Annotated in this window: 10 protein-coding genes; 5 read left to right on the top strand and 5 right to left on the bottom strand. The window is 62.5% G+C overall.

The annotated features are described in order from the left end of the window. Positions 1-8 precede the first annotated feature (8 nt). The 5 genes from pyrR to gshB all read right to left on the bottom strand — a co-directional run bounded on the left by pyrR (position 9) and on the right by gshB (position 3,693). Positions 9-512, bottom strand: a complete 504-nt coding sequence (gene pyrR / locus PMI29_RS22680) for a bifunctional pyr operon transcriptional regulator/uracil phosphoribosyltransferase PyrR (protein ID WP_007995435.1) — start codon at positions 510-512, stop codon at positions 9-11. An 82-nt stretch (positions 513-594) separates the two neighbouring features. Next, entirely contained in the window at positions 595-1,032 is a 438-nt protein-coding gene (ruvX, locus tag PMI29_RS22685) for a Holliday junction resolvase RuvX (RefSeq protein WP_007995433.1), read from the bottom strand. Next, the gene (locus tag PMI29_RS0129895; RefSeq protein WP_033052118.1) at positions 1,032-1,604 is read right to left on the bottom strand and encodes a YqgE/AlgH family protein; all 573 of its coding nucleotides are present in this window, start codon (positions 1,602-1,604) and stop codon (positions 1,032-1,034) included. Before PMI29_RS0129895 ends, ruvX begins: the two co-directional genes overlap by 1 nt. 170 nt (positions 1,605-1,774) lie before the next feature. Beyond that, the gene (locus tag PMI29_RS22690; RefSeq protein WP_007995430.1) at positions 1,775-2,674 is read right to left on the bottom strand and encodes an energy transducer TonB; all 900 of its coding nucleotides are present in this window, start codon (positions 2,672-2,674) and stop codon (positions 1,775-1,777) included. A gap of 65 nt (positions 2,675-2,739) precedes the next feature. After that, entirely contained in the window at positions 2,740-3,693 is a 954-nt protein-coding gene (gene gshB, locus PMI29_RS22695) for a glutathione synthase (protein WP_007995429.1), read from the bottom strand. A gap of 291 nt (positions 3,694-3,984) precedes the next feature. Here gshB and pilG point away from each other — a divergent pair, with 291 nt between their 5' ends. From pilG to PMI29_RS22720, 5 genes are all read left to right on the top strand, one after another. Beyond that, a complete protein-coding gene (gene pilG, locus PMI29_RS22700; protein WP_007987791.1) occupies positions 3,985-4,389 on the top strand; it encodes a twitching motility response regulator PilG in 405 nt (134 codons plus the stop codon). A gap of 58 nt (positions 4,390-4,447) precedes the next feature. After that, the gene (gene pilH, locus PMI29_RS22705) at positions 4,448-4,813 is read left to right on the top strand and encodes a twitching motility response regulator PilH (RefSeq protein WP_007995426.1); all 366 of its coding nucleotides are present in this window, start codon (positions 4,448-4,450) and stop codon (positions 4,811-4,813) included. 10 nt (positions 4,814-4,823) lie between these two features. Then, positions 4,824-5,363 carry a chemotaxis protein CheW gene (locus PMI29_RS22710; RefSeq protein ID WP_007995424.1) on the top strand — a complete coding sequence of 180 codons (540 nt, stop codon included), beginning with the start codon at positions 4,824-4,826 and terminating at the stop codon, positions 5,361-5,363. A gap of 152 nt (positions 5,364-5,515) precedes the next feature. After that, on the top strand, positions 5,516-7,576 hold the full coding sequence (locus PMI29_RS22715) for a methyl-accepting chemotaxis protein (protein ID WP_033052117.1): 2,061 nt from the start codon (positions 5,516-5,518) through the stop codon (positions 7,574-7,576). 37 nt (positions 7,577-7,613) lie between these two features. Then, positions 7,614-11,678 (top strand): Hpt domain-containing protein (locus tag PMI29_RS22720; RefSeq protein ID WP_007995420.1); only part of this gene is annotated, 4,065 nt, incomplete at its 3' end.

Genomic DNA, 11,678 nt, shown 5'->3' with positions numbered 1-11,678 from the left:
AGGGCGAATTAAAGGGCGAGGTCTTGCAGTTCGAGCGCGAGCTCGGGGCCGGACAGCTTCACCCGTTCGTGGGCCGCCAGTGACAGTGTGGCGCCAACCACGTTCGGGCGGATCGGCAGTTCGCCGGCGTCCAGGTCCAGCAGGCACACCAGCGTCACGCTGGCCGGGCGGCCGTAGTCGAACAGTTCGTTCATGGCGGCGCGGATGGTCCGGCCGCTCATCAGCACGTCGTCGATCAGCACCAGGTGCTGGCCTTCGATCTCGAACGGCAGCGCCGAAGGGCGAACCTGCGGGTGCAGGCCGCTCTGGCTGAAATCGTCGCGGTAGAAGGACACGTCCAGGGTGCCGAGGGGCTCCGCGCTGCCCAGTTCCTTGAGCAGGGCCTGGGCCACCCAGACGCCACCGGTGCGGATGCCGATGAAACGCGGGTCGCTAATGCCTCGTTTGGCCAGATAAGCGTCAAGTCGGGTCGCCATCTGGCTGATCAGTTCGGAGGGATTGGGCAGGCTCATGGTTGCTCCTTCTTGGGCCCGAGCCAGGTGGTGCTTTTGGTGGCTCGGGTGGTTGTAGCTAAGAGAGACGCATCGCGGCTCTTCAGGATTCGAACAGTGCGCCATTTTCGTCGAGCCAACCTTGCAGCAGCAGGGCGGCGGCGATGGCATCGACCGGGTTGTCGCGATAACTGCCTTTCTGGCCGCCGCGGGCCAGGCGTTCGCCCTTGGCCTCGAAGGTGGTCAGGCGTTCATCGTGGGTATAAAAGGGCAGGTTGAAGCGGCCGTTCAGGCGCCGGGCGAACTTTTCCGCGCGGGCGCACATGTCACTGGGCGTGCCGTCCATGTTCAACGGCAGGCCGACCACTACGGCATCGGGCTTCCACTCTTTGATGAGGGCATCGACCTGGTTCCAGTCAGGAATGCCGTTCTGCGCCTTCAGGGTGCACAGCTCGCGAGCCTGGCCGGTAATGACCTGGCCGACCGCAACGCCGATCTGTTTGGTGCCGTAGTCGAATCCGAGAATCAGCCGCAGGGCCATCAGGCGTGCCCCGCCTGGCTGGTCAGCAGGCTGAGGTTGACACCCAGGTGCCTGGCCGCCGCTTCCAGGCGCAGCTCGCTGCTGGTGTTGAACAGGATGTCGGCGTCAAAGGGGCAGGTCAGCCAGGCGTTCTGCGCCAGTTCGGCCTCCAGTTGCCCGGCTTCCCAACCGGCATAGCCGAGGGCAATCAGGCTTTTTGCCGGGCCGACGCCGTCAGCGATGGCGAACAGTATGTCCTGGGTGGTCGACAGGGATAACTCGTCTTCCAGATCAACGGTTGCCTGGAAACTCAGCCCCTTGGGGTGCAAGACGAAGCCGCGATCGGTTTGCACCGGGCCGCCGATAAAGATCGGTACATGCTGGCAGAGCGCTGGCGGTTCGATATCCGGGCGCAATTGCTCAAGGATATCGGCCAGGTTCAGCTCTTGCGGACGGTTGACCACCAGCCCCATGGCACCATTGGCCGTGTGCTCGACGATGTAGGTCAAGGTGTGCGCAAAGTTCGGGTCGGCCATGTGCGGCATGGCGATCAGGAATTGATGCTTGAGGTAGCTGGGGTTGACGTTTTTCATGAGCGTTAGTGTGGCGTTCGAGGGGCGAACTGACAAGCCGGGGATGCACAGGAAATGCCGTAATTCTGTAGGAGCGAGCTTGCTCGCGATGGCGGTCTGGCAGTCGACATCTTTGTTGAATGTGAAGTTGTCATCGCGAGCAAGCTCGCTCCCACAGGGTTTCGGGGTGGTCAATTGCTTGAGAGGCGATCCCCACGGGCAAATTTCCAGGTGCGGATGATTTCCAGGCGGTCGATGTCCGACAGATCCCCGGTAAACGGTGCAAACGGTGCCGCCAGGCGAACGATGCGCTGGGCCGCCTGATCCAGCAGCGGTTGCCCGGAGGACTCCAGCACCAGCACTTCATACAGCGAACCGTCACGATTGATCGACACCATCAAGCGCAAATTGCCGTAGATCTGTTTGCGCCGCGCTTCGTCGGGGTAGTTGAGGTTGCCGATGCGTTCGACTTTCTTGCGCCACTCGTCCTTGTACCAGGCACCCTTGTCGCGCATGGTCGAGGCCGCGCTCAAGCGGTGAATGCGCGGGCGCTTGGCGTACAGCTGTTGTTCGGCGGCCAGTTCCGCTTCGAGGCTGGCGATGTCGCTGGACAGTTGCTCGCTGTCGAACGTCGGCGCCTGGACCTGGGGTTTGACCTCGGTCTTGGGCTCCTCGGTCTTGGCGGGGGCTTTTTTCGGCTTCGGCGCCACAGTGGTCACGGCAGCCTTGGGCGGGGCTTCCTGCACTTCAGGCTTGGCGGCCGGCGGTGGCGTGACTTTCTGCACCTTGTTGTCCTGGAACGGCGCGACCTCGGTGGTCTTGGGAATCGCCTTTTTATCCAGGGTACCGCTGCCTTGCTGATTCTCCTGGGCCAGGAAATCGGCTTTCTCAGGCTTCTTTTCGCTTTTGAAGGTGGCGAGGGTGATTTCCAGGGTTTTGCTGATCTGCCTGGGCTCGACCACTGCAAACCCGACACCCAACAGCAAGGCCAGGTGGATCAGTGCCGCCAGAAATAGGGTAAAACCGAGGCGATCGGCCGGGCGCACGCCACGGTGGGCGAGTTCGGCAGGCAGATCGGACGGGAGGGTCATGACAAGGAAACCAACATCGCGTTTTTCACAGGCCGCGCATGATAACGCAATGTTGGTTTAGCTAATCAACGTGCCTTGAGCTTCTGATCGATGGCATCCATGAGCATGCCGCCGATGTCGGTGCCGAACGCGTTATCAATCTCGCGAATGCAGGTCGGGCTGGTGACGTTGATCTCGGTCAGGTGCTCGCCGATCACGTCCAGGCCAACGAACAACAGGCCTTTTTCCCGCAGGGTCGGGCCGACTTGCGCGGCGATCCAGCGGTCCTTGTCGGTCAGCGGACGGGCTTCGCCGCGGCCACCGGCAGCGAGGTTGCCACGGGTTTCGCCCTGGGCCGGAATCCGTGCCAGGCAGTAATCGACAGGCTCGCCGTCGATCATCAGGATGCGCTTGTCGCCGTCCTTGATTGCCGGCAGGTAGGCCTGGCCCATGATCTGCTGGGCGCCGAGGGCAGTGAGGGTTTCGAGGATCACCGACAGGTTCGGATCGCCCGCACGGTGACGGAAAATCGACGTGCCGCCCATGCCGTCCAGCGGCTTGAGGATCACGTCGCCGTGTTTGGCGGCGAATTCGCGCAACACGTCGGCGCGGCGGCTGACCACGGTCGGCGGCGTGCACTGCGGGAACAGCGTGGCGAACAGCTTTTCGTTGCAGTCACGCAGGCTTTGCGGCTTGTTGACCACCAGCACGCCGGCGCGCTCGGCCTGTTCCAGCAAGTACGTGGAGTAGACGAACTCCATGTCGAACGGCGGATCCTTGCGCATCAGGATCACGTCCAGATCGCTCAGCAGCGCGTCGCTTTCGGCGCCCAGTTCGAACCATTTTTCCGGGTTGGCGAAAACCTGCAGCGGACGCATCCGCGCCCGAGCCTGGCCTTCGCCCTGATACAGGTCGCGCTGTTCCATATAGAACAGCTCCCAACCACGCTTCTGCGCGGCCAGCAGCATGGCCAGCGAGCTATCCTTTTTATAGGAAATGCTGGCGATAGGGTCCATGACAATCCCGACGCGAACGCTCATTGGGTTTTCCTCGAAAATTGGGGGCCGGACGTTGATCTTCTGTGGGAGCGAGCAGGCTCGCTCCCACAAAAAGCGATCAGGCCAAAGGGCCGTATAAAAGTGGCGTCAGAGTGGCGCTGAGTGTGTTCCCGGTCAAGGAAAAACCACCTTGCAGGTCGGCCGATAGATTGGTTTTGGAGACTGTGCTAAAAAGGCTGCCATGTCGTGCTGGCCCTTGAGCATCAAGGGTTTCGAGCCGCGTTAACCGGCAAACGGACAATTTGTTTCGCAAAGGCGACGGTAGAGCATTTTATGGAACAGCACCCCAGCGCCTTGAAGGTCATGGTGATCGACGATTCGAAGACGATCCGTCGCACCGCCGAAACGCTGCTCAAAAACGTGGGTTGTGAGGTCATCACGGCCATCGACGGCTTCGATGCCTTGGCCAAGATTGCCGACAACCACCCCGGCATCATCTTTGTCGACATCATGATGCCGCGTCTGGATGGCTACCAGACCTGCGCCCTGATCAAGAACAACAGCGCGTTCAAGTCCACGCCGGTGATTATGCTGTCATCCAAGGACGGGCTGTTCGACAAGGCCAAGGGGCGCATCGTCGGCTCCGACCAGTTTTTGACCAAGCCTTTCAGCAAGGAAGAATTGCTTGATGCGATCCAGGCCCATGTGCCTGGCTTCGCCGCCGTTTTGCCGCAGTAGGACACGCACAGTGACGCTCGGCCATCGGGCCCGGCGCCGACAAGAAATGGGGAAGACCATGGCACGTATTCTGATCGTCGATGATTCGCCGACCGAAATGTACAAACTGACCGGCATGCTGGAAAAGCACGGTCATGAAGTGTTGAAAGCCGAAAACGGCGCCGACGGCGTGGCCCTGGCGCGCCAGGAAAAGCCCGATGCGGTCCTGATGGACATCGTCATGCCCGGCCTCAATGGCTTCCAGGCGACCCGCCAGCTGACCAAGGACCCGGAAACCGGACACATCCCGGTGATCATCATCACCACCAAGGATCAGGACACCGACAAGGTCTGGGGCACGCGCCAGGGCGCCAGGGACTACCTGACCAAACCGGTCGATGAAGACACCCTGATCAAAACCCTGAACAACGTGCTGGCCGGTTGATCGTCAGGCCATGAACGAGTCGCCGACGGCTTTCGAACTGCTGCTGCAAATCGACCAGCGCTGTCGTTTGCTGGCGGCGGACTTGCCGTCCCAGCCACCCCGGCGGGACAGCTGGAGCGGCATCGGATTTCGCCTGGGTGAGCACTGGTACGTCGCGCCCATGAGCGAAGTCAGCGAAGTCTTGCACGAGCCGCGCTCCACTCAGCTACCGGGGGTCAAACCCTGGGTCAAGGGTGTCGCCAACCTGCGCGGGCGTTTGCTGCCGGTCATGGATTTGGGCGGCTTCTTCGGGCACGAGCTGTGCGTGGTGCGCCGACAGCGGCGGGTGTTGGTGGTGGAACATGAAGAGGTGTTTGCCGGTTTGCTGGTCGATGAAGTCTTCGGCCTCCAGCACTTTGCCCAGGACAGCCTGGAGCCGGTACCGGCAGACGAGTTGAAGGGGCCGGTGGCGGCGTTCGTCAAAGGCCGGTTTCAGCGCGAGCAGAGCTGGCAGGTGTTCAGCCCGTTTGCGTTGACGCAGTCTCAGGGGTTCATGAACGTCGCGATTTAACCGGAACACCAGGGAACCTTGTGGGAGCGAGCTTGCTCGCGATGACGGACTTGCAGCCAACATTGATGTCGACTGACACAACGCAATCGCGAGCAAGCCCGCTCCCACAGGTTTCCTGGCAAGCGCAAAAGTGGGTTAACAGGCGAGGACCGATGATAAAAACAAAAGCAGGCAAGCCAATGGAAGGGTCGCGCAGCCGGTCGCAGATCATCGTGCTGTTCATCGCGCTGATCGTCTTCATCATGCTGCTGTTCGCCAACTTCGCGTACCTCAACACCCAGGCTACTTACGACAAACAGTACATCGGTCACGCCGGCGAACTGCGCGTGCTGTCCCAGCGTATTGCCAAGAACGCCACCGAAGCCGCCGCCGGCAAGGCTGCCGCGTTCAAGTTGCTCAGCGATGCGCGCAACGATTTTGCCCTGCGCTGGGGTTATCTGAAGAAGGGCGACCCGGCCACCGGGCTGCCGCCGGCCCCTGCCACCGTGCGTCCAGAGATGCGCGCGGTGCAACAGGACTGGGAGCGCCTGCTGAAAAACACCGATGCGATTCTTTCCAGCGAGCAAACCGTACTGTCGCTGCATCAGGTCGCCGCGACCCTGGCCGAAACCGTGCCGCAATTGCAGGTCGAGTACGAAAAAGTCGTCGAGATTCTCCTGCAGCGGGGCGCCCCGGCGGCCCAGGTGGCGATGGCCCAGCGCCAGTCGCTGCTGGCCGAGCGGATCCTCGGCGCGGTCAACACGGTATTGGCCGGTGACGAAAACTCACAGCAGGCCGCCGATGCGTTCGGACGCGACGCGACGCAGTTCGGCAAGGTGCTTAACGGCATGCTCCAGGGCGACCCGGCACTCAAGGTCAGCCAGGTCGAAGACCGCGACGCCCGTGCGCGGCTCGCGGACATCGCCGAGCTGTTCGAGTTCGTCTCGGGCTCGGTGGACGAAATCCTCGAAACCTCGCCGGAGCTGTTCAAGGTCCGCGAATCGGCGTCGAACATTTTCAGTCTGTCGCAAACCCTGCTCGACGAAGCCTCTCACCTGGCCAGCGGTTTCGAAAACATGGTCGGCGGGCGCACCACCGACACCATTGGCGGTTATGTGCTGGGCTTGTTGGCGCTGGCTTCGATCATCCTGATCGGCCTGGTGATGGTGCGCGAAACCAATCGTCAGTTGCGCGAAACCGCCGAGAAAAACGAGCGTAACCAGAACGCGATCATGCGCTTGCTCGACGAGATCGAAGACCTGGCCGACGGCGACCTCACGGTGACGGCCTCGGTGACCGAAGACTTTACCGGCACCATCGCCGACTCGATCAATTATTCCGTCGACCAGTTGCGCGATCTGGTCGCGACCATCAACCTCACCGCCGGTCAGGTCGCCGCCGCCGTGCAGGAAACCCAGGCCACCGCCATGCACCTGGCCCAGGCGTCGGAGCATCAGGCCCAGCAGATTTCCGAGGCCTCCATGGCGATCAACGACATGGCCGAGTCCATCGACCAGGTGTCGGCCAACGCGGCTGAATCTTCGGCGGTTGCCGAACGCTCGGTGGAGATCGCCAACAAGGGCAACGAGGTGGTGCACAACACCATCCACGGCATGGACAACATTCGCGAACAGATTCAGGACACCGCCAAGCGCATCAAGCGCCTGGGCGAGTCGTCACAGGAAATCGGCGACATTGTCAGCCTCATCGATGACATTGCCGACCAGACCAACATCCTTGCCCTCAACGCGGCCATCCAGGCCTCCATGGCCGGTGACGCCGGTCGCGGTTTTGCCGTGGTCGCCGATGAAGTGCAGCGCCTGGCCGAGCGTTCATCCGCCGCCACCCGGCAGATCGAAACCCTGGTGCGGGCGATCCAGACCGACACCAACGAAGCGGTCATCTCCATGGAGCAGACTACGACCGAAGTGGTGCGTGGCGCCCGTCTGGCGCAGGATGCCGGTGTGGCCCTGGAAGAAATCGAAGGTGTCTCCAAGACGCTCGCGGCGTTGATCCAGAGCATTTCCAACGCTGCACAACAGCAGACGTCGTCGGCCGGTCAGATTTCCCTGACGATGAACGTGATCCAGCAGATCACCTCGCAGACGTCGTCGGGTTCCACCGCCACGGCCGACAGCATCGGCAACCTGGCGAAAATGGCCAGCCAGTTACGTCGTTCGGTGTCCGGTTTCACCTTGCCGGATGCCAAGGCACAGGTTGTGGATAAAGCTTGAACCGCCCATGGGTATCTGAATTGTGATTGGAGTGGTTATGGGTGATCGGCACGACTACGTGGCCCTCGAGTGGGTCAAGGGCGAGATTGCCGAAACGCTGAAACAGGCTCATCACGCGATCGAAAACCTGCTTGATGACCCGCAGGCGACGCAGGCGCTGGATGATTGCCTGGCGTGCATTCATCAGGTCCACGGCAGTCTGCAGATGGTCGAGTTCTATGGCGCGGCGTTGCTCGCCGAAGAAATGGAACAACTGGCCGTGGCCTTGCAGGGCAACCGTGTCAGCCATCGCGACGAGGCGTTGCACCTGTTGATGCAGGCCCTCGGGCAGTTACCGATCTACCTGGACCGGGTGCAAGGCGCGCGCCGCGATTTGCCACTGGTGGTGTTGCCCCTGATCAACGACCTGCGCAGCGCCCGTGGCGAAAGCCTGCTGTCGGAAACCAGCCTGTTCAGTCCGCAATTGCTCGAGTTGCCAGCGTTGGATGCAGAAACGCTGGCGCAGCTGGAACCGGCCGAATTACCCAATGTGCTGCGCAAGCTGCGGCAGATGCTGCAAATGGCGCTGGTCGGGTTCCTGCGTGAACAGGACAGCGACACCAACCTCGATTACCTGGCCAAGGTCTTCGCCCGCCTTGAAGCACTGTGCGGCAACGCCCCCCTGAGCCCGTTGTGGCAAGTGGCTTCGGCCCTGGTCGAAGGCATGCAGGGCGGTGCGATTGCCAACAGCCCGGCCTTGCGCAGCCTGTTCAGGGATGCCGACAAGGAGCTCAAGCGCCTGCTCGAAGAAGGCATGCGCGGTATCAACCAACCGGCACCGCCGGAGCTGCTCAAGAGTTTGCTGTTCTACATTGCCAAGGCCGAACATCCCACCGGGCAGATGCTGACCATGAAAGAACGCTACTCACTGGACGACGCGCTACCCGACAGCGCGATGGTCGATGAAGAACGCGCGCGGCTGGCCGGCCCCGACCGCGATGCCATGCGCTCGGTGCTGGCAGCGCTGTGCGAAGAGCTGGTGCGGGTCAAGGAGCGCCTGGATCTGTTCGTGCGCAGTGACCGCCAGCACACCTCTGACCTCGACAGCCTGCTGGCGCCGCTGCGGCAAATCGCCGATACCCTGGCGGTCCTGGGCTTCGGCCAGCCGCGCAAGGTGATCATCGATCAATTGGCGGTGGTGCTCAGCCTCGCTCAGGGCCAGCGCGAACCCAACGATGCCATCCTCATGGACGTTGCCGGGGCCTTGCTGTACGTCGAAGCGACGCTGGCCGGCATGGTCGGGACCGTGGAACCGGAGAGCCAGGATGACAACCGCCTGCCGACCACCGACCTGACGCAGATCCATCAGATCGTGATCAAGGAGGCCCGCATCTGTTTGCAGCAGGCCAAGGACATGATCGTCGACTACATCGACGCCGATTGGGACCGCCAGCATTTGCAGGCGCTGCCGGCCTTGCTGACCCAGGTGCGCGGCGCGCTGGCGATGATTCCGTTGAGCCGGGCGGCGAGCCTGGTTGAAACCTGCAATCACTTTATCCGCGAGCACCTGCTGCTCGAACCGGGTCAACCGGGCTGGCAGGAACTGGACAGCCTGGCCGACGTGATCACCAGCATCGAGTACTACCTCGAGCGCCTCAGCGATGACCCGCAAGCGCAAGGTGAAAACCTGCTCGATGTCGCGGAAAAAAGCCTGGCGAGCCTCGGGTTTTTTCCCAGTGAGCAGCATGTGCCAGTGCTTGATGAGGTGCTCAGCCCGAGCGAAGCGCAGGTCATGCAGATGATGCAGGAGCTGGATGATCCACAGATCGTCCAGACCCTGGCCGATGTGATCGCCAGCCCGGTCTCGAGCCTGAACCCGCCGGCCCTGAACACCCCGGGCAGCCTGTTGCCGCCGCCCGCCGGCGAAGAGCCGGTGGACGAGGAACTGCGCGAGGTGTTCCTCGAGGAAACCGACGAAGTCCTGGAAATCCTGCGCGAGTACTTGCCGCGCTGGTCGGTCAACCCCGACAACCGCTCGGCCCTGAGCGAGCTGCGCCGGGCCTTCCATACCCTCAAGGGCAGTGGCCGCATGGTGCGCGCCCTGGTGCTGGGGGAGCTGGCCTGGGCCGTGGAGAACCTGCTCAACCGCGTATTGGAAGACAGCGTGGAGCCGGGCGCTACGGTGCAGCAACTGATCGGCGATGTGCTGAAGCTGTTGCCGGAGCTGGTGGCGGAATACGCCGCCAATGCCCAGCGTCAGCGCAACGATGTCGACCAGTTGGCCGCCCGTGCCCATGCCCTGGCCAAGGGCGATGAACCGGTGTCCGATGAGGATACGCAAGACGTCGCGGCCCTCGACCCGTTGTTGCTGGAGATCTTCCGCAAAGAAGCCGAAACGCACCTCGGCACGCTGGACCGCTTCCTTGATCAGGCCGCCGAACATGTGCCGTTGCAGGCCAGCGACGAGTTGCAGCGCGCCTTGCACACCCTCAAGGGCAGTGCCTCCATGGCCGGTGTCTTGCCGATTGCCGAACTGGCCGCGCCGCTGGATCAACTGGCCCGGGAATACAAGGCGCACCTGATCGCGCTGGATCTGGATGAAGTCGAGCTGTTGCTGGAAGCAGAAGGGCTGTTTCGCCTCGGCTTACGCCAGCTAAAGCGCGATCCGCTGGCGGAAATTCCCGGCGCCCGGCATTTGATCGAGCGAGCCAGGGCGCTGCAGGCCGAGCGTCTGGAAACCCTCCTGAACACACCGAACACCGGGCTGCGGATCAAGCGCGATCCGCAGTTGATCAACAACTTCCTCGCCCAGGGCATGGACATCCTGCTGGACGCCGAAAGCCTGTTGCAGCGTTGGCAGCAACACCCCGGCGAACGTCAGGAACTCAGCGCTCTGCTGGACGAACTGACCACCCTCGGCGAAGGCGCCCATCTGGCCGACCTGCATCCGGTGGATGAGCTGTGCGAAGCGTTGCTCGACCTGTACGGTGCCGTGGAAGAAAGCAGCCTGGCGGTCAGCGAGCAGTTTTTCCATGAGGCACAGAATGCCCACGAAGCGCTGATCAATATGCTCGATGAGCTGGCTGCCGGTCAGGAAGTCGGCCCGCAACCGCAACGGATCAGGGCCTTGCGCGAACTGCTCGACGAGAGCCTTGACCCATCGGCCATGGGCCTGATCCGCAGCGATGGCAGTCGCAGCCTGAGCATCCGTGAATTGGGTACGGCCACCGCCGAGCTTGAGCAGAGTGCGACGGCGCCGGGGCTGGACGATGAAATCGTCGCGATCTTCCTTGAAGAAGCGGTGGATATCCTCGAAAGCGCCGGCCAGGCCTTGCAGCGCTGGTTGCGCGACTCGGACAACGCCGCGCCGCTGTCGTCCCTGCACCGGGATTTGCACACCCTCAAAGGCGGCGCGCGCATGGCCGAGGTCGGGCCGGTTGGTGATCTGGCCCATGAACTGGAAAGCCTTTACGAAGGTCTGGTGGATCGTCGCTACGCCTACAGCGACTCATTGGCGGTGCTTTTGCAGCAGAGCCATGACCGCTTGGCGCAGCACCTTGACCAGTTACAGCACAACCAGCCATTGGGCGATTGCGCTGAGCTGATCGAGGCCATTCGCGCCTACCGGCAGGGCCACTCGTGTGCCGCCGAGGTCAGCGAACTGGCGGCCACCAATGACTCGGCCGCCCACGATCCGGAATTGCTGGAAATCTTCCTCGAGGAAGGATTTGACATCATCGAAAGCTCCGGGGCGGCGCTGGAGCGCTGGCAGGCCCAGCCTTCGAGCCGTCAGGAAGTGGAAACCCTGCTGCGCGACCTGCACACCCTCAAGGGCGGTGCGCGCATGGTGGAAATCGCCGCGATTGGCGATCTGGCCCACGAACTGGAATTCCTCTACGAAGGCCTGTCCACGGGCGTGTTGCAACCGACGGAGCCGTTGTTCGCGCTGTTGCAGCGCAGCCATGACCGCCTGGCGCAGATGCTCGATGCGGCCCGCGCCGGTGAGCCGATGCCGCCGGCCGATCGCCTGATCGATGCGATCAAGAACTTCAGCCACCCGGTCGTGCCTGAAGCGCCCGCGCCGGTTGCGCCGCTGGCCACGCCCAAGGCCGAGCCGCTGGGG

It is taken from the genome of Pseudomonas sp. GM49 (assembly GCF_000282355.1).
Lineage (GTDB): Bacteria > Pseudomonadota > Gammaproteobacteria > Pseudomonadales > Pseudomonadaceae > Aquipseudomonas.
Note: the sequence above shows the minus strand (reverse complement) of the source record. Positions and strands in the feature narration are given on the sequence as shown.